The following is an 18,410-nucleotide window of genomic DNA, read 5'->3' on the forward strand; positions in this document are numbered from 1 at the left end:
TCTTTCAGTTCCGCGATATAACGCACCTGGTGGAGTTTTACTTTGAAGAATTTGGTGGAGCAGTAAGCAGCTCTCCGTGTGAGCAATGCCGTGAGGGCCGCTCCTCGCGGCTTGCTTTTCTGCTTTCATCGGGCGTCCTTACGAAAACGATATCAGCCGCTCCAGCAGCAGTTTTAATTGAATTTTAAGTCGTTCGTCCAAATCCAATCTTTCTAAAAAAACTATATTGCGGGATGGAGTTATACTATTCGTTTTCGATCCTTATCTGTTTGGCGTCGTTGTTCGCGTACATCAATCACCGGTTCATGAAACTGCCTTCCACCATCGGGATTATGCTGATGGCGATCTTGGTTTCGATCGGGATCCGCTTCGCGGGAAACTCGATTTTCCCGGGTATGACGGGGAAACTGATGAAATTGTTGACCGAGTTCGACTTCACGGAAGTATTGATGGGCGCCATGTTGAACTTCCTGCTGTTCGCAGGTGCCATCCATGTGAATTTCGCCGATCTGAAAAAGCAGCGCCTCCCGGTGCTGACGTTTTCCACGCTCAGTGTGATCCTTTCCACCTTCGTTATCGGCTTCGTGCTGCATTTCATTGTTCCCTGGTTCGGGATCGATCTGCCTTTTATTTACTGCCTGCTGTTTGGTGCGCTCATCTCGCCGACAGACCCCATCGCCGTACTGGGCATCCTCAAGAAAGCGGACGTTCCCAAATCCCTCGAAACCAAGATCGCCGGAGAATCGCTGTTCAACGATGGCGTGGCCGTTGTACTCTTCGCTGTGATCCTCCAACTCGCGGAATCCGCTACCATGGACGTTTCCCTCGCGCATGTCAGCTGGCTGCTGGCGAAGGAAGCCCTCGGTGGACTGGCACTCGGCGCCATCCTCGGTTTCTCCGCATCCAAAGCCATCAAATCCATCGACGATTACATCATTTCAGCGCTCATCACCATGTCTGTCGTAATGGGCGGCTACATGATCGCGCATACCATGCATATTTCCGGTCCGCTCACCATGGTGGCCGCCGGTTTGATTATCGGGAACTTCGGCCGAAGGGTTGCTATGTCGAACCAAACGCGCGATTATCTGGCCAAGTTCTGGGAACTGATCGACGAGATCCTGAACGCGATTCTGTTCCTTTTCATCGGGTTCGAACTGCTCATGATCAAAGACCTCGAAAGTTACTGGTTAATTTCCACATTCACCATCCTCGTGGTGCTGTTTGCCCGGTTCCTGTCGATCTATCTGCCATCGCTCGTGGTGCCGTTCAATCCGCCACTGTCGCGGGGCTCGCTGACCATTTTGGTATGGGGCGGCCTTCGGGGCGGTGTTTCCATTGCGCTGGTACTTTCGCTGGCCAGCGGGCCTTACAAGGAAATCCTGCTGGAGATGACTTACTTCGTGGTAGTGTTTTCTATCATGGTGCAGGGTTTGAGCGTGGGGAAAGTGGCCGGGAAAGTGCTGAACTAATTGAAAGAACATATTATTCATCCGACGGGCCGCCGATGTGCGGCCCGTTTTTGTTATCTTTAAAGACCGCCGCTTTTTCCCTTCAAATCCAATTCACGATGAAGACTATCCGAAAATATGCCTGGATCGCCGGCGTGGCGATGTTGACCGCCTGCAAGGAAACCACCTCCGCTCAGTCGCAACCGCTGCTGCTCCGGGATGTTACGTTAATAGATGGAAACGGTGGCGCACCACAGGAACATATCGATATTTTGATGCAGGATGGAAGTATCGCCCGGATCGGCACTGGCCTGGATACGAACGGGGTTTCCGTGTTGCGCCTATCGGGGAAAACGGTGATGCCGGCCCTTATCAGCGCGCATGTGCACGTGGGCACGCTGAAGGATTCGGCGAACGACGGCCGTTTTTATACCCGCGAAAATGTGCTCCGGCATCTCGAAAAGTACCAGGATTTCGGGGTGCTGCAGGTGCTCGTGATGGGGACAGACAGGCCGCTGCTTTTCGAAAGCGGATTGGCGGATTCCTCGCTGAAAGGGCTCGCCCCCGGCGCAAGGCTGCACTCCGCCGGATATGGTTTCGGTGTTTCGGGCGGCGCGCCGCCCGCAGCTTTCGGGATGGACCTCGTACAGCGCCCCGCCACACCGGAGGAAGCAGCAGCGCAGGTGGCAGCTCTCGCACGGCTTCCGGTAAAAACGATCAAGATGTGGGTGGATAATGCCGGGCCGGGGAAACCGAAAATGGATCCTTCCGTATATCATGCATTGATCGGCGCGGCACATGAAAACGGGATGAAAGCCGCCGCCCATCTGTATTATATCGCAGACGCGAAGCAACTCGTCAAAGATGGGATCGATATCATCGCGCACAGCATCCGCGACCGCGAAGTGGACGATACATTGGTGGCGGAAATGAAGGAAAAGGGAGTGGTGTACATCCCGACGCTCGCGCTGGATAAATTTGCGGTTGCATACGGAGATACGCCCGCCTGGGTGAACGATCCGTTTTTCCGGAAATCCCTCGAGCCAGGTGCCCTCGCATTCATCACGTCTCCCCAATACAAAAACAATATCCGCAACAACTCCAATTACCCCGATAAAATACGCGCGCTGGAAACAGCCTTGAAAAATGCGTATAAACTCCACAAAGCGGGCGTGCTCGTGGCATTGGGGACCGATTCGGGTGCCAGCCCCGCGCGGGCGCAGGGTTTTTCGGAACACCTGGAGCTGGTATTGCTGGTGGAGGCCGGTTTTACACCGCTGGAAGCGATCACGGTTGGCACTAAAAATGCAGCAAAAGCCATGCGGGTAGACGCGGATTACGGTACCGTCGAAGTGGGAAAAAAAGCGGATCTGCTGGTATTGAACGAAAATCCGGCGCTCCATATCGAAGGCACGCAAAGTATTTACCGGGTCTTCAAAGCAGGACGGGAAGTGAGCAAAGGCCCGCTGGAACCATAAAACCCGAAAACATGGCGCAGCTCTTCAACAGGAAAATAAATGTAAACGGGGTGGAGATTTTCTACCGCGAAGCGGGCGACCGGCGCAAGCCTGCCATACTGTTGTTGCATGGTTTCCCCACGTCGTCGGTCATGTTCAAAACGCTCATGACCGCCCTGTCAGACGATTTTTACCTGGTGGCGCCCGACTATCCGGGGTTCGGCTTCAGCGCATTCCCTTCCATCGACGAATTCGAATACTCGTTCCGGAACATCGCGGCGTGCATGCATGCTTTCACCGAAGCGATCGGCCTGGAGCGGTTCACGATTTTTCTGAATGATTACGGTTGCCCCATCGGATTGCGGATTTGCGTCGAACATCCTGAAAAGATCGAGCGCCTGATCGTCATGAACGGCAATGCGTACGAAGAAGGGGCCGGGCCGCAGTGGGACGAAATGCTCGATTACTGGAAACACCCCACGCCGGAAAAGAAGGCGAAGGTATATGCTTTTTTGAGCGAAGAAGGCACAAAAGCGCAATATGCCGCCGGCTTGCCAGACGAGCTCCTGCCGCGGGTTGCGCCCGAAACCTGGATGCTCGATTGGCAGCTGATGCAGCGCCCAGGCAACCTGGACATGCAATACATCCTCAATTGCGATTATCTGGACAATATGCTGCTGTTCCCCATCTTTCAGCTGTATTTCCGTACGTTCCAGCCACCGGCGCTGATTATCTGGGGCCGGTACGATCCGTATTTCAACGTGGAAGAAGCTCACTGTTACCGGCGCGATATACCGGACGCGGAAGTGCATATCCTCGACGGCAGCCACATGCTGCTCGAAACACATTTCGATGAAGTGCTGCCGCTGATGCGGGAGTTTTTGAAATGAGGGCGTATCTTTGTATCATCTCTATACATTTTTAACCCATGCAATACATATTATCTGCAATCGACCCCGCATTGATCGAAGCCTGGAAGGCCTTCTTCTCCGATATTCCCAATGTAGTTATACATGAAGGCGATATCACCAAACTGAAAGTAGATGCGGTCGTTAGCCCGGCAAATTCTTTCGGGTTTATGGACGGTGGCCTCGATCTCGCCCTCTCGGAACGCCTGGGATGGGACCTGGAAAGAAAGCTGATGGACCGCATCAAGGCGCTGCCGGAAGGGGAGCTGCTGGTAGGTCAGGCTATGACGCTGGAAACGGGAGATCCGGAGATTCCGTACCTCATTTCGGCGCCCACTATGCGCATCCCGACAAATTTCAACATCGATACTTCGGTGAATGCCTATCTGGCGATGAAAGCCATATTGATAGCGGCGAACAAGGAACCTGAAATTCAATCTGTCGCCATTCCGGGATTGTGCACCGGCACAGGCCGGATGGACCCGAAGATCGCTGCAAAACAGATGTTTTATGCGTTTGAGGAAATCGTAAATGGAAAACGGATGGATTTCGAAGCCTTCGGCGATGCGCAGAAATACCAGCGCACCCTCAATCCAACAGGTATGATCTGGACGCATTGATATTACACCACAAAGCCCGCGCAACGCGCAGGCTTTGTGGGATCTATTCTTATCCTTACAAATTGCTATCGTCCGCAATCTGCGGTCCAGGCGCGGCCGGCACGGGTAAAACCTATGCTCAGCTTGTCTTTGGTGATGGTAATAATACCGGTACCGTCGCTGCCGATGCTGACCATCGTATTGGCGTCTTTCTTTTCGAACTGGACGCCGGTGAGGTCGGGTATACCGTCGGAGAACCGGAAATCATACCTGGAGCCGACTTTCGTAACGAAAACGCTACCATTGGCTTGTGTGATATCTTTTTCACTGTCTTTGTACGAAATATTTCCTCTAAAGGTGCCGGCAAATACGTCAACGTCTGCGGGGTCGGTGTCTTTGCTGCAGGAAGTAAATGCAAATGCAGCCAACAGCAATACAGCAATGCTCTTCAACATGAATTTCATAAACATCGGTTTTAGTCAATAAAGATTGTTCTGATACTCTATTTGCAATTCCTGTACCAACAATATAAACAGCTGTAAAGCACGACGTTGGCGGATTAACTCCACAATTTCCTGCCCCGGCATGTGGCATGCCCGCCGCGATGCGGTGGTTTCGCGGTGGACGCGCCTTTTAAATCAAAGACCTTGCGGCAGATGCGGCAAGGTCTTTTTGCTTTGGGTATGGGATCATAGGACAATAGTCATAGGGTAGTAACGCAGGCTGTATGTCTGATCGCTTCGATTTGTGTTTCGGCTTCGTTCAGCATTTGCCCGAATCCTTCGCCGGCGATCACTTCCGAATGATGGAGCTGGCGGTAATAGGTGATCCCTTTCAGCAGGTTCTCCCGGAAAACATCGAGCTGCTTCGCCATTTTGTCGCCGGTACATTGCTGCATTTGCTCCTGCAGGTAAGCGATGTAAAGCCGTAGCTCGTTGATGAACATATGCGGCCGGTCCACGCCTTCGAGAATATCCGCGCGACCGTAAATATGATCGCACATTTCCTGCAGTGACGCTTCGCGGTTGAAAAATGCGATGTTAGGCCCCGGGCAGATGGTAATGCTTTCCTGGTTCTTTACGAGCGTGGTGTTGTACGTCACCGCGGCGGAGTTGCTCAGTCCGGTGCAGAGGCATTCCTTGCCGAGGACTTCCGCCAGTTGCGCCTGGTATTCCTTTTCGGGGAGTTGCGCTTTTTGCAGCTGGTCGATCTTCAGGCGTTGATATTGGATGGATGCGGTGCAGATGGGCCTTTCGGTGAATTCGGTGTTGAACGACAGGTGTTTTTCCGTGCAGGGGCTTCCGGGTTTTCCGTCACGGATGCGGCGGAGGCGCTCGGCTTCCCCGCTCAGGCCTTTGAGGTAATGGAAGCGCACGCCCATGGGGGAGTGGTGGCTTAAGACCACGTCTTCCGCTTTGGCCTTGCCGAGTTGGAGGCGGGTATGGGCGTCTACGGTAGTGGCTTCGGGCACGAGGAGGAACGGGGTTCCCCAGCCGGTGGTGCCCAGTTGGTAATATTCGCGGAGCATGTTGTGCTCAGCGTGGCTCCCGATGCCGCCCTGCGCCGTGATGACCATGGGCGGCGGGCCGGGGGAATGTGCGCGTCGCGCTTGCGGAGCGCGTCGGTGTATAGCTGGAAAAGGGCGTTGCAAAGCTCGGTTTTGCCGGTGCGGAATTCTTCGAGGATGGGGCCCATGAGCATGCCGTCTGTCGCGAAGGCGTGGCCGCCGCAGTTCAGGCCTGATTCGATGCGGAACTCGCTCACCCAAATGCCTTTCTTCGCCAGGAATTTCCCCTGGATGAGGGCCGAACGGTAATCGCTCACCTTTACCACCACTTTTTTCTGCATGACGCCGCCCGCGTCGGCATCGAACTGCCGGCATTTTTCGAGGTAACCGTAAAGCCTGGGGTTCATGCCGGCGGAAAACACGATGGAGGAACCGCAGAGATCGCTGTTGGCGTATCCGCGGAGCGCCGCCACGGCGTCCGACCCGTCTTCGATCGGCTGCCCGTCTTTCCCGTAGTTGTTCTTGTCGGTTTTGGTCATGATGTTGACGTCGATGGCGCCGGGAGCGATGAGGGCGCGCAGCTTCGCTTCCATGGCTGCTCTCGATTCTGCGCTGGTGGCTGATCTGAACTGGAGGTACAGTTGTTTGACAGCGCTCTTATCCGGCAGCATCTCGAAATATTTGACGATATCCGAGCCGGTCTCGAACGCGGCCGTCCGCAGTTTTTCGACCTGCTCCTGGACCATCCGGTTCACGAGATTGAGGTAATCGGTGATGCGCCGGGCGCGGTAATCTTCTTCTTTGGAGGAGATCGGGATGTAAGGCTCGTGGCGCTCCGTATAGTAATGTTTGCGCATCATCTCGATCAGGCGGTCTTCAATGATGGAAATAACGGAACTGATGCCGAAGCGGGCCACTTTAACCGGACTGTCGATCGTGTAAGCCAGCCCCATGACGGGGATGTGAAATTCATGCACCATAAATTCGGATTGATGTAGGTTGAACAGCGGGCGCCGTGATAGGGCGGATGCTGCTGCGAAATGATTGCCTTCGGTTGGCAGTGTAAAGGTATTTAAAATAAGGATAAAAGTATCTTTTATTAGTATCTTTGCGGGAAATAAAAATGGATGATCCAGGTAACTAAAATTTTCCGCTTCGAGACGGCGCACGCATTGCATGGTTACAACGGCGCCTGCCGGCATGTGCACGGCCATTCGTACCAACTGCACGTTACGGTGAGGGCCGAAGAGCCGGAGGGATTCTTCCCCGCGCCGGGGATCCTCATCGATTTCAAGGACCTCAAGCGCACGGTCAACGAAAAAGCCGTAGACCGCTTAGACCATGCGCTGGTAGTTTCTACCACCTACCTCCGCGCCAATCCCGACATTTCCGCGGAAGAAAACCTGCTGGTAATAGACGCCGAGCCCTCGGCCGAAAACCTCCTCCTTTTCATCCGCAATTCCATCCGCCCGTATCTCCCGAAAAGCGTCACCCTGTCTTCCCTTCGCCTCTACGAAACAGCGGATTCGTTTGCGGAATGGGTTTTATGATTATTTTGCAGGCAAATCGAACGCCATTATGCTGTCCAAATCTGCGGAATATGCGCTCCGGGCCACTATCTACATCGCGTTGAAAGGCTCGGAAGACAATAAGCTCGGAATAGACGAAATCGCCACGGCGATCGATTCTCCGCAATATTTCACCGCCAAGATCCTCCAACTGCTGACCAAAAACAACCGCGTGGTCAGCTCCGTCCGCGGGCCAAACGGTGGCTTCTACCTCTCCGATGCCGCCCGTAAACTCCCCGTGCGCGCCGTGCTCGAAGCTGTAGGGGAAGACGGTATCATCACCAAATGCGTGCTCGGCCTCAAGGAATGCTCCGAATCCCGCCCTTGCCCCATGCACGACCAATACCGCGCCATCAAGGCGCAACTCCGCCAGATGTTCGAGAAAACCACCATTCAGGCGCTGGCCGAAGAATCCGCCAAAGGCAAAATCGTCATCAACAACCGCCCGCCCAAAAAGAAAGCCTGATCAAAGATCTTTTTTCCGGAATATCCGCAACGCCAGCCACAACGGCACCACCGTCCACAATCCCAGGCAGCCCACCGCGTACAAGCTGCCGGTGGATGAACCGAGGAACTCCTTGAACAGGGCACCCGAATAGCCCATCAGCACCGCCACGTCCAGCTGCAACAACATGAGGATCCGCGCCAGGTCTACCGGGTTCAGCCCCACCATCGCCACCACGGCCCGGTCTATCGGGTAATCGCTGAAGGTGAAGATGAAAGCCATCATCAACCCGTCGAACAGCAACGTAAAAAACAGCGACACGATAATGGCCGCCCCGATGCCGCGGGTCTTGTCGCGCGAGAGCACGAAAATCAACAGCCCCAGCGAGGTAAAAATGAACGTGAGCAAAACCCCCGTCATGATCAGCACGAAAGATGCGGTAACCGGCAGCAGCACCGTCAGCGGGAAACCCACGCCCACCACGAACGCCGCGGAGAGCGACAGCGCCATCCCGCCGTATTCGGACAATAGGATCCTCGTCCGCTTCACGGGTTGGGATAGCAACAACTCGATGAATTCCAGTGAATTGAAAAAGTAGATCGCGGAAAAGAGGGTGGTGATCACCGGCACAAAAAGCAAGGTGATGTTCAGCAGGCTCAGCAACCCTTTGGCGCTGCCGCCGTCCAGCCCCAGCAAGGTGAAGCTCAGAACGGCCAGCACGGCGGTATATACGAGGATCGACCGGTTCTTCAACAGGTCAAGAAATACATATTTGCTTACGGTCCGCATGCGTGAGGATTTTTGCGATGATGGTATTGAGTTTCGTTTCGCCGGTTTGTTCCTGCAGTTGTTCGATGGACTGGTGGAACATCAGCTTCCCGTCTTGCAGGTAAATGATGTGGCTCGTGAGGCCGTCGAGGTCGCTGAGCACGTGCGACGTGATGAGCACGAGCTTGCCCCGCGCGCATTCGGCGGCGATCTTGTCTTTCAGGATCTCGTTGGCCACGGGGTCGAGCCCGGCGGTAGGCTCGTCGAGGATGTAAACGTCGGGCGAGAAGAGGAAGGCGATGCAGGCACTCACTTTCTGGCGCGTTCCGCCGGAAAGCGTCCGCATCTTTTTATGTTTGATCTTGTCCAGCCCGAAACTTTCGTACAGTTCTTCGTCGAGCGCCGATTGCCCTTTCCGGATATCCTTGATCATATGCAGCACCTGTTCGATGGTCATATTGTCCGGATATCGCCCGATTTGCGGCATATAGCCGATGTGGGCGCGGTAGGCGGGATTGTTGCGGATGGGCTGGCCGTTGATGATGATGTCCCCTTTTTCGGGGATAACGAGGCCCAGGATGGATTTGATGAGGGTCGTTTTGCCGGAACCGTTGGGCCCGAGCAGGGAAACGGCCTGTCCTTTTTCCAGGGAAAGGTCGATCCCGTCGAGGGCTTTGAATTTGCCGAAAGACTTCGTCAGTTTTTCTATCCGGATCATAGCTTCCATTTTTTCGTTTGAGGTGAATCGTCCCGCAGCTGGTCGGGGATGATGGACGGCATGATTTTTTCCGCCTGGTCCACGATGTTGGTGAGAAAACTCCTGTAGAGGATCATGGTGGAAGGGATCCTTTCCGAAAGGATGGAATAGACGCTCACGGGATGGTAGGGCACATCGCCGGTGCCATCTCGGTTGAGGTCGTATCCTTCGTATTTGTCCCAGTAATTGTTCCGCCAGGCGTTGAGCATGAGCGTGCCGTTGGTGGCCACGTCGAAGGAGTTGTCGAGGAAATTGTTCGTTTCGATGGTGTTCCCTTCGCAGCTGGCCTGCACGCGCATGGCCCAGCCGTTGGCGGAAAAGGTGTTCCGCGCGATGTGGATGCGGCTGCTCCCTTCCATATACACGCCCATCGTGTTCCGGGCGAAGGTGTTATGCTCGATCCTGCTGTCGGAAATATCTTTCAGGAGAATGCCGTACGAAGCGTCTCCCCAATGTTCGCTGAAGGTATTGCCCGTCATGATCACTTTTTTCGAATACATGACCGCAACGCCCGCGCCGTTGTGGCGGAAAGTATTGCGGCTGTAACCGTCGTTGTGCGAAAACATGAAGTGCAGGCCGTAGCGGACATTGTTGGTGGAAACGTTGCCGATGATGGCGGAGCCGGTGACGAATTCGAAGTAAATACCGTCGCGGTGCCCCGAGATGTTGTTGTCCCGGATGAGGAGGGAGTCCGACTTCCAGGCGTGCACGCCGTTGCCGGCCTGCAGCTCGTCGGTTGCGGAAGAGCGGATCTCGTTGTTTTCGATCACGCAGTATTTACTGTTCTGGAGGTAGATGCCGTAGGTGGTGTTAAGGACTTTGCAATTACTGACCCTCACGCGCGCCGCGTTCTGGAGGCGGATGCCGGCCATGTCTACCATACTGCTGCGGCCGGTGTTCTGCACGGTGATGCCCTGTACACAAACACCGCTGGCGGTAATTACGAAAAGCTGGTATTTGTTTTCACCGTCGAACACAGGGAAGTTTTCCCCGATGAGGGTGATGGGAGTGCGGATAACGATCTCGTGCTGCAGGTAATGCCCCGGCGCCACGATCACCGTGTCGCCCGGCCGGGCCCTGTCGAGCGCGTGCTGGAGGAGGCTGTCTGGCCCGGTGCGGATCACCGTGGCGGAAAGCCCCATCGGCAGGAGGAGAAAAATTAATATGGTACGTAAAATGGTCATGGCAATTTTTCCCAGGTGAGGAAATCGAGCCCGAGGCTGTCTTTCAGCGCAGTGGCGGCGGCTTCGTCCGCAAAAGCGGGGAAGTTGCCAGCCATGGGGCTTTTGAACGATTCGTGGTGAAGGAAAACAGCTTTTTCGGCCAGCAGCGGTCCCGCCGCTTTGCCCGAATAATCATTGACGAAGAGGAGGCTTCCCGGTTCGATGTCGAACCCGCGGAGGCAGGCGATGTCGTCGAATTTGAACACGCGGCCTTTCGGGTTCACGATCTCTGCGGAAAACCGCTTGTCCATAATGGTCATTTTGCAATGTGCGCAGGCGTCTTTCCCGTATGCGATCGGTTCGTATTTCCTGCCGCAGGCGCTGGCGAGGAAAAGGAGGAGCGTCAGCGCGGGTAGATACAGCTTCATAACCTTTGTTTTTTTGCGCGGCGCCATTCGTAAAAGGCTGCGCTGGTAAGCAATAAAGCGGCCGCGATGAAGAACCATCCGCCGATATCAGGCTGGGAAAGGGCTTCGAAGTTCAGCATCTTCTTGTACCCGATGAGCGGCGGCTGGTACGCCATTCCCGGTACTTTGATGGGAGCCGTGGGGTCGAGGTTATGCCCGTAATCATATTCCCATTTCCAGAAATCGTACATGGATACGGCGGCGATGAGGAGCAAAAGGCCCGTCCAGGCGTAAAACCAGGCCCTGCGGTTCAGGACCAGCACGAGCAGCCCCAGGAGGCAGAACGCGCCAAGGGCAACGGGCATGTACACGAATTCCTTGAAATCGTTTTTGTGGATGGTTTTCATGCCGATGTAGTGGTTCAGGCCGTTGATGATCTCTACGTCGCCCTTTACGTCGTTGATCCAGATCTGCATGGAAATCCCTTCCGGGTATTGCGGCGCAGCGAGATCGATCCGCCACATGGGCACTATCCAGAGCATCACGATGCAGCCGATGGCCAGTATGATGCTGACTTTCCCGAACGCGCTTAATTTTCTGTTCATAACTGGTAGTAAGGATGGCAGTACGTTTCCGGGGAAACGTACTGCCGGGGTTTTGTAATTATTTGGCTGCCACGGCGGCGGTGGAATCCGTTCCACCGGTGTGCCATTTCAGCGGTACGTTGCTTCCTTTCGGAGAAACGCGCATGTAACCTTGCATTTCCTGGTGCAGCGCCGAGCAGAAGTCGGTGCAGTAGAAGGGATAAACGCCCGGTTGGGTGGGGATGAACTTCAGCGTGGAAGTTTCGCCGGGCATCACCAGCAGTTCCGCGGTAGCGGCGTGCTTGATGGCGAAGCCGTGGGGAATGTCCCAATCCTGCTCCAGGTTAGTGATGTGGAAGTACACCTCGTCGCCCACCTGGACGCCTTCGATGTTGTCCGGGGTAAGGTGGGAGCGGATGGCCGTCATGTACACATGTACCTGGTTGCCTTTACGTTCCACTTTCGTCGCTTTTTCGCCGGCAGCCACATAAGGGTGCTTGTTTTTGGCGATATCGAAGAACTTCACGCTCTGGTCTTTGATCTTCTCCGCCGGGATGGCCTGTGCGTAGTGCGGCTCGCCGATGGTGGGGAAGTCGAGCAGCAGCTGCATCTTGTCGCCCTCGATGGAGTACAGTTGCGCGCTCTGTGCCAGCTCCGGACCGGTAGGCAGGTAGCGGTCTTTGGTGATCTTGTTATAAGCCACCACGTATTTGCCGTAAGGTTTTTTGGTGTCGCCGCCGGGTACCATGAGGTGACCGATGGAGTAGTACGTCGGCACACGGTCGAGCACTTTCAGGTCTTTGATGCTCCATTTCACGATCTCGGAAGACACGAAGAAGGAGGTGTACGCGTTGCCCTTGCCGTCGAATTCGGTGTGCAGGGGGCCCAGGCCGGGTTTCTGCACTTCGCCGTGGAGCGCCGCTTCGTATTTGATAACGGGGATGCCGTTGTATTCGCCTTCAAACGCTTTGTCTTCGATCGCTTTCACGAATTTCTGGAAGGCGAAAACCGGGATCAGCGCGGCCAGTTTGCCCGAGCCCACGATGTATTCGCCGGAAGGGTCCACATCGCAGCCGTGCGGCGATTTGGGGCAGGGGATGAGGTACACGAGGTCTTTGAGCTCTTCCGGGTCCAGCGTCAGCACTTCCTTGATGATCTCGGAAGTAGCGGTGTGGTTTTCTTCGTTGAACGTGTTGTGGTAGTATTCGGTGGCCATTTTTTTGGCTTTACCGGCTTTCACGTATTCTTCCGCCTTTTTCCAGTTTACCGCCACGATAAAGTCTTTGTCTTTCTGCGAAGCATTCACTTCCAGCAGGGTGCTGGCCTGTTCGGTGTTGTAGGTGGAGAAGAAGAACCATCCGTGGCTGGGGCCTTTGCCGGCACGGCTCAGGTCGAGGTCCATACCGGGGAGGATGATCTGGAAGGCCACGTTCATGTGACCGGAATTTTTGTCGATACCGATGAAGGACGCGGTGCTTTTGAAGTTCTTTTTGTAGGATGCGTTGTCCAGCGGCGATTCTGCGTTGCCTACGGGCACGGAGAAGCGCGTACCTGCGATCACGTATTCGGTGTTTTCGGTGAGGAAGGGGGAAGAGTGGTTACCACCGCTGTTGGGCAGCTCGATGATTTCCATGGTCTTGAACGCCTTCAGGTCGATGCGGGCCACGCGGGGTGAGTTGTTGGCGTTGGCGAAGAGCCAGCGGCCGTCGTGCTCGCCATTGGTCTGCGAAAGCGCCAGGTGGTGCTGATCGTCCCAGGGAACGAAGCCGTGGGAAGTGTTCAGCATGGGTTTGGTTTCTTCGCTGTAGCCGTAACCGTTTTCGGGGTTCACCGAGAAAACGGGCAGCACTTTCAGGAGGCGGCCGGAGGGCAGGCCGTACACGGCAACCTGGCCGGAGAAGCCGCCTGAAACGAAATTGTATAGCTCATCGTATTTGCCGGGAGCCACGTACGTACGTGCAGCGGCGTCGCCGCCCACGGCCGATTCGGTGCTCTTCATCTTGCAGCTCTGGACGGTCAGCGCAGCGGCTGCGGCCAGGAGTAAGGGAGAAAGTTTCATAATAAAGTATATTAACGGGAATGAAAATTATCAGTTCTTGCCGTCGAGCTTGCGCATGTATTCCAGTACAGCGCGGGCATCGTCGTCGGAGAGGTTCTGGTTGGGCATTCTGACCATACAGATTTCCAGCATGGCCTGAGCTTCCGGATCTTTGTCGAGCATTTCATCCACGTTGGTGACGAAGTTCATGATCCATTCGGGGGTCCTGCGGTCGGTAACGCCTTTCCAGCCGGGCCCTACGAGTTTTTCTTCGGTGGTTTTGTGGCAGGAAGTACATTTTACTTCGGCGATTTCCAGTCCTTTTTTGGCCATGGCTTCATCCAGCGGGTGGGTGAGCTGCACGTCCTTGAATTTGCCGATGCCTTTGGGGTCTACGGCGTTGCTGGCCGCGGCGTTGTTGTCTGCGGCGGGCGTTTCGGAGGCTGGGGCTTTTTCTTCGCCGGCCTTTTCCTGTCCGCCCCCGCACCCGGCTGCCGCAATTGCGATGGCCACGGTGCAGATGAAGAGGTACCTGAGCTGTTTCATGATGTTGTTTGTTTGGTTCAAAGGTCTGAATCGGTGCATGCATCCTTCATGACGGCCGTCAACGATTTTGATGACACTCGGCAACGGAGCCCCCCGTTTTCCATGATATAGATCGTAACCGGCGGCGCAGTGGTCATGGGTGAAAAATGGCAAGGAGCGGCCTGCCCGCCGCACGGGTAAGTGCTGCCGGCAGGTAAGTCAGAAGGATGGATTCTATGGTCTGTTTGGTTGTGGAACTATTTCCCGGCAGGCCGGAACCCAATTTCCAGGTCGGCCGCTTTCGGGAAAAGGATGTTGTTCTCGAGATGGATGTGAAGGTGCAGGTCGTCCTGGAATTCTTTCAGGAGCGCATAGGTCACGCGGTAGGTATTGCACCCGTCCGGCGGAACGGTGTAGTCGCCGCTCAGTTGCTGGATCTGGCGGAAGCGTTCGCCTTCCTGGTCGTGCTCGTGCATCATCATGGAAATGGGCCCGGCCACGGTGCCGAAATGCGCCGGAGCGGCCGATGTGCCGTTTTCCCGGGCTACCACCATCTGACGGATGTAGGGGAAAAGGACGAGCTCCTCTTTCTTCATGTGCATGGTTAGTTCCGCGGCGCTTTCATTAAAAAGCTGCGCGATGCGGACGAGCTCGGGATGCGCGCCGCCGTGTACGTTCGACAGTTTATGGAGATAAGCCTGTAAAACTGGGATCTGGTTGGCAACGTATGCATGGTGCCGGTCCACGATGTGAATGGCCAGTACGTCTGGTTCCCAGGTGTTGTAGTCCGTGCCGGTCTCGGGCTGAACGCCGAGCACTTCCGCCAGGTCTGCGGTGACGGCCGAAATGTCGATTTTCTTTTGGGCGCAGGCTTCTTCCACGGTGCGGTTTCCGTTGCAGCAGAAGTCGATCCGGTATTTGCTGAAAACGGCGGCTGTGCGGTAATTGTCGGATACGAGCTGGCCGATAACGGCTTGTTCCAGGTGTGTCATGGTAATTTGTTTATCGATTTTAAATAAATACATAATTGTCCTTTATAGGAGCCGGAAAAACAGCACAAAGCTACGGGGAAATGCTTTAATAAAAGACAAAATAGTCCTTAATTATAAAATGGGTTTTCCGCTGTAATGCAGCATGGGCGGGAGGTATGATAAAAATCAGTTTTCGGGGGATGGGAGACGCCGGTGCCGGAAGCGAAAAAAGGGCCCGCGCAGCTGGCGGACCCTTATACTTGTCTCCCCCGGAAACAATGCATCGTAATTTTAGCGGCGCGCCCGGTTATCGGGCACCCGGCAATTGCCGGCAGCGCAGGGGCTGGCGTTGAGTACCGCCATCAGCGCGAACAGGCCGCCGAAAATGGCCAGTGGCCATTCCTTCATAAGCATACTGTAAATAAAAATGGTCGCTCCGGCACCCAGCCTGATCCATCGTCCGGCAGACCATTGCGAAAAAATTCGTTTCATGCTGCAAATATGGGCCAATTCGCACCCCGTGAAGGTGACTTGAGTCACATAAACCGGGAATATGGGCAGGAATAATATTTTTCCACATCAGTGCTTTATCATAAATATTTATATATTTTCGTGATACGTGATGATACACGGATGTTAATCGACATGAGGAATTGTTAACCAAATTATCCCGACCCGGTTTTCATTAATTTATTGTAGCAGAAGAATTGATTGCGTTGCACTACGTTGCTGCCGGTCTGTTACTTCATGTGTTTTCACCCGTAAGGCGTGTTCGCTACCTCCATATGGTAGTATCATGATCCCTATTTCATTAGTTAACCAAAAATCAATATCTATGAAGTTCAGAATTTTAGCAATGGCAGGATTGGTTTTCCTGTTCAGCTGCACTAAGAACGACAATGCAGTGCAGGAAACGCCGACGAAAGACACTAAACGTTATCCGGTGCACCTAAGCCTGAAAGAATTCATCCACAAATTGGAGCCGCTGCCCGGGAACGGTGCAAGAAAACTTCAGGGAGGAAGCGCAGCAAAAGATTCCTTACTGGCCTCGAAACTTTGGGGATTACGTATCGTCATCCATGCGAGTTCCAACCCGGTCGCCGTTGTGTCTACCCAACTGCAATATGCCACCGATCCGGATTTTGGAGAATTGACGGATTCATTGCCGGTTGGCAACTATCTGGTTAAAATTGCAGCTATCGCAGACTCAGGAATGTTGACTACCCACGAAGTGGTTCCGCCGACGGTTTATGACGGGGAAGGATATGCACGTGAAATCTTGAAATGGCCGGAACTGTTTTTTAATAGCCAGGAATTTACAGTTAGTGCCACCGGAACAAATGAGGTGAACATGTCGCTTAACCGCGCTTCATCTGCCCTGGAAGTAAATATACTCGACGCACCGGCTGTTCATCCGGATTCGATCGTTACCGTTAGTACACATGTATTAGCGACATATTTCAGTTTCGTAACAGGGAAAGGAGAAGAAATGGCAGCCACGCCGTCGCTGGTTTTTCCAAGGGGAACGGGAGGTGCGTTCTCGGGGCTGTTGGTGAAAATACCGAATGGCAACGAAACCGTCGTGTTCATCAAATACCGGGATAGGGTCACAGGAAACTGGATGACAAAAACGATCTATAACGTACCGGTACAACCGAATGTGAAAACGATTTTGACCGGGAGATTATACCCGCTTCCAGAAGTACCTCCATCCAAGTATAACAATGGCTTTCATATTGAATTGAACGAAGCCTGGGGCACGCCTGTGCAGTCGGAATTCTAGTTTATGAACGGGAAATATTAACCGAGGGCCGGCGAATAATGCCGGCCCTTGTTGTTTTTTTATGAAAAGTACCGGGAATCAGGGATGCCTCGGGCTGAATAAAACCCGAAATTCGCAGGGAACGTTTATTTTAGACGCTCCTGAACCCGATATGCACCTGTTCTCATTCAAATTCCAACATCCCAGCGCCCTGCGGTACGTATGGCTGGTAGTGCTGGCGCCCATCGTCTGCGTGGTCCCGGCCATTCTGCTGGTGGAAGACAATGTGGCGCTGATCATTGCCTCCGTCTTCGCCCCCATCGTCATCGGCTTTTACCTATTGTTCACGAAAGGAAAGGCACAAGACGAAATTTCGCTGGACAATTCCGGTTTCACGTCCGCGTTTTTCGGACGCGTGCAATTCAATGAAATCAAAGCCGTGAAAGGAAGCTCCCTGTTCATGGACCCTCCATCCATACGCATCGAGCTGAACAACGGCCGTAAACTGACCTGGCGCATCACCAGCAAGGGCAGCATTTACAATTCCGTGGAAGACGCGGAAACGTTCCTACGGTTCACTGCCGAACTTTCCCTGAAAATGGACGCCTGGGCACCGAGGGCACAAGTTCGCCAGTCCACCTTGTCGTACGAAAAAGCCCCGCCCTCGGAGCAACTCCGGAAAGTCGTGAAGCGCAACCGAAAACCGGCCCTGGTCATCCCCATCGGCGCCGCTTTCGCGCTGCTGGCGCTCGTCAGGACCTGCGGGAAAGACTGGTTCAAACGCGACGATATCAACTTCGCCCAAATCGCGGCGCAGCAGGAAGAAAAGTACCAAAGCAATATCGGGGAAGCCAAAGCCGTGATGAGCGAATACCTCAAGCGCCAGGGCGCCCATTTCCTCTATACGAACGATACGGCCGCCCGCGCCGAGCTGCTGCCGGATATCAACGTGTCTGACCCCACCGGCATCGCGGCTTTCCGGCATACGGAAGCCAACCGGGAACTGGAAGCCTTCATCGAAAACCCGGATTCCTTCCGCATTCAAACGGTCATCATCGCCGGCGACGGGTCCGTCAAACCCATGCGCGGCAGCATCCTCAACATGAACGACAGCGCAGACGTCCAGCTTTTCATCCGTTTCTACGACCCCCAGCAACGCATCGCGCCGCCCCGGATGCGCGGCGCCGCGCCGGTAGATTCGTCGGAGTTTCCGGTGTTCGACGTAATGACCGGCATTCCCCTGTACGACACCCTGAAGATCGGCGGCGCCATTTCCGAATCCTTTCCCGCCATGCACATGATGCTGGCGCAAGTCCGCCACCGGTCTTCGTTCCGCGTATACCTGACCGGCCGCGAAAAGGACGGTATTTCGGAAACCCTCTTCCGCAACGCGGTCCGGGAGCTCAACAAACAGCTGGCGGCGGTGAAGGCGGATACGAGCGGCTTTGTGGTGAAGATGTACAACCGTTAGTCCTTTCCGGCAATCGGCGGAGCAGCCTT

20 protein-coding genes are annotated in these 18,410 nt (G+C 54.5%); 8 read left to right on the plus strand and 12 right to left on the minus strand.

Annotation, left to right across the window (positions count from 1 at the left end; all coding sequences use genetic code 11):
- Positions 1-233: 233 nt before the first annotated feature.
- The 4 genes from WJU22_RS10235 (at position 234) to WJU22_RS10250 (ending at position 4,436) form a co-directional block, all read left to right on the plus strand.
- Positions 234-1,472: a sodium:proton antiporter gene (locus WJU22_RS10235; protein ID WP_341843140.1), complete on the plus strand. Its 1,239-nt coding sequence runs from the start codon at positions 234-236 to the stop codon at positions 1,470-1,472.
- A 98-nt stretch (positions 1,473-1,570) separates the two neighbouring features.
- Positions 1,571-2,929 (plus strand): amidohydrolase family protein, encoded by a 1,359-nt coding sequence (locus tag WJU22_RS10240; RefSeq protein ID WP_341843141.1) that lies wholly within the window; start codon positions 1,571-1,573, stop codon positions 2,927-2,929.
- 11 nt (positions 2,930-2,940) lie between these two features.
- The gene (locus tag WJU22_RS10245) at positions 2,941-3,798 is read left to right on the plus strand and encodes an alpha/beta hydrolase (protein ID WP_341843142.1); all 858 of its coding nucleotides are present in this window, start codon (positions 2,941-2,943) and stop codon (positions 3,796-3,798) included.
- A 38-nt stretch (positions 3,799-3,836) separates the two neighbouring features.
- A complete protein-coding gene (locus WJU22_RS10250; RefSeq protein ID WP_341843143.1) occupies positions 3,837-4,436 on the plus strand; it encodes a macro domain-containing protein in 600 nt (199 codons plus the stop codon).
- 65 nt (positions 4,437-4,501) lie between these two features.
- Here the strand turns inward: WJU22_RS10250 and WJU22_RS10255 are convergent, their stop codons facing one another.
- From WJU22_RS10255 to WJU22_RS10265, 3 genes are all read right to left on the minus strand, one after another.
- Positions 4,502-4,879, minus strand: a complete 378-nt coding sequence (locus WJU22_RS10255; RefSeq protein ID WP_341843144.1) for a hypothetical protein — start codon at positions 4,877-4,879, stop codon at positions 4,502-4,504.
- 239 nt (positions 4,880-5,118) lie between these two features.
- Entirely contained in the window at positions 5,119-5,943 is an 825-nt protein-coding gene (locus WJU22_RS10260; protein WP_341843145.1) for a hypothetical protein, read from the minus strand.
- Entirely contained in the window at positions 5,865-6,902 is a 1,038-nt protein-coding gene (locus WJU22_RS10265) for a hypothetical protein (protein WP_341843146.1), read from the minus strand. Before WJU22_RS10265 ends, WJU22_RS10260 begins: the two co-directional genes overlap by 79 nt.
- Before the next feature lie 147 nt (positions 6,903-7,049).
- On the opposite strand from WJU22_RS10265, the gene WJU22_RS10270 reads away from it, so the two are divergent.
- Both WJU22_RS10270 and WJU22_RS10275 read left to right on the plus strand, forming a co-directional pair.
- On the plus strand, positions 7,050-7,472 hold the full coding sequence (locus WJU22_RS10270) for a 6-carboxytetrahydropterin synthase (protein ID WP_341843147.1): 423 nt from the start codon (positions 7,050-7,052) through the stop codon (positions 7,470-7,472).
- Positions 7,473-7,500: 28 nt separating this feature from the next.
- Complete coding sequence (locus WJU22_RS10275) at positions 7,501-7,956, plus strand: Rrf2 family transcriptional regulator (RefSeq protein WP_341843148.1); 456 nt, start codon at positions 7,501-7,503, stop codon at positions 7,954-7,956.
- Here WJU22_RS10275 and WJU22_RS10280 read toward each other — a convergent pair whose 3' ends face one another.
- From WJU22_RS10280 to WJU22_RS10320, 9 genes are all read right to left on the minus strand, one after another.
- Positions 7,957-8,724, minus strand: coding sequence for an ABC transporter permease subunit (locus WJU22_RS10280; RefSeq protein WP_341843149.1), 768 nt, complete (start codon positions 8,722-8,724; stop codon positions 7,957-7,959).
- On the minus strand, positions 8,693-9,421 hold the full coding sequence (locus WJU22_RS10285) for an ABC transporter ATP-binding protein (protein ID WP_341843150.1): 729 nt from the start codon (positions 9,419-9,421) through the stop codon (positions 8,693-8,695). The genes WJU22_RS10280 and WJU22_RS10285 overlap by 32 nt, the downstream gene beginning before the upstream one ends.
- Entirely contained in the window at positions 9,418-10,644 is a 1,227-nt protein-coding gene (locus WJU22_RS10290) for a nitrous oxide reductase family maturation protein NosD (protein ID WP_341843151.1), read from the minus strand. Before WJU22_RS10290 ends, WJU22_RS10285 begins: the two co-directional genes overlap by 4 nt.
- Positions 10,641-11,051, minus strand: a complete 411-nt coding sequence (locus tag WJU22_RS10295; protein ID WP_341843152.1) for a nitrous oxide reductase accessory protein NosL — start codon at positions 11,049-11,051, stop codon at positions 10,641-10,643. Before WJU22_RS10295 ends, WJU22_RS10290 begins: the two co-directional genes overlap by 4 nt.
- Entirely contained in the window at positions 11,048-11,635 is a 588-nt protein-coding gene (locus WJU22_RS10300; protein ID WP_341843153.1) for a hypothetical protein, read from the minus strand. The genes WJU22_RS10295 and WJU22_RS10300 overlap by 4 nt, the downstream gene beginning before the upstream one ends.
- Positions 11,636-11,693: 58 nt before the next feature.
- Positions 11,694-13,673, minus strand: coding sequence for a Sec-dependent nitrous-oxide reductase (gene nosZ / locus WJU22_RS10305; protein WP_341843154.1), 1,980 nt, complete (start codon positions 13,671-13,673; stop codon positions 11,694-11,696).
- 30 nt (positions 13,674-13,703) lie between these two features.
- Positions 13,704-14,198 (minus strand): cytochrome c, encoded by a 495-nt coding sequence (locus tag WJU22_RS10310; RefSeq protein WP_341843155.1) that lies wholly within the window; start codon positions 14,196-14,198, stop codon positions 13,704-13,706.
- Between the two features lie 236 nt (positions 14,199-14,434).
- A complete protein-coding gene (gene ric / locus WJU22_RS10315) occupies positions 14,435-15,169 on the minus strand; it encodes an iron-sulfur cluster repair di-iron protein (RefSeq protein WP_341843156.1) in 735 nt (244 codons plus the stop codon).
- Between the two features lie 270 nt (positions 15,170-15,439).
- Positions 15,440-15,640, minus strand: coding sequence for a hypothetical protein (locus WJU22_RS10320; RefSeq protein WP_341843157.1), 201 nt, complete (start codon positions 15,638-15,640; stop codon positions 15,440-15,442).
- Positions 15,641-15,983: 343 nt separating this feature from the next.
- On the opposite strand from WJU22_RS10320, the gene WJU22_RS10325 reads away from it, so the two are divergent.
- Together WJU22_RS10325 and WJU22_RS10330 are read left to right on the plus strand one after the other, a co-directional pair.
- On the plus strand, positions 15,984-16,931 hold the full coding sequence (locus tag WJU22_RS10325) for a hypothetical protein (RefSeq protein ID WP_341843158.1): 948 nt from the start codon (positions 15,984-15,986) through the stop codon (positions 16,929-16,931).
- 151 nt (positions 16,932-17,082) lie between these two features.
- Positions 17,083-18,381 (plus strand): hypothetical protein, encoded by a 1,299-nt coding sequence (locus WJU22_RS10330; RefSeq protein WP_341843159.1) that lies wholly within the window; start codon positions 17,083-17,085, stop codon positions 18,379-18,381.
- Positions 18,382-18,410 lie beyond the last annotated feature (29 nt).

The organism is Chitinophaga caseinilytica (assembly GCF_038396765.1).
GTDB lineage: Bacteria > Bacteroidota > Bacteroidia > Chitinophagales > Chitinophagaceae > Chitinophaga > Chitinophaga caseinilytica.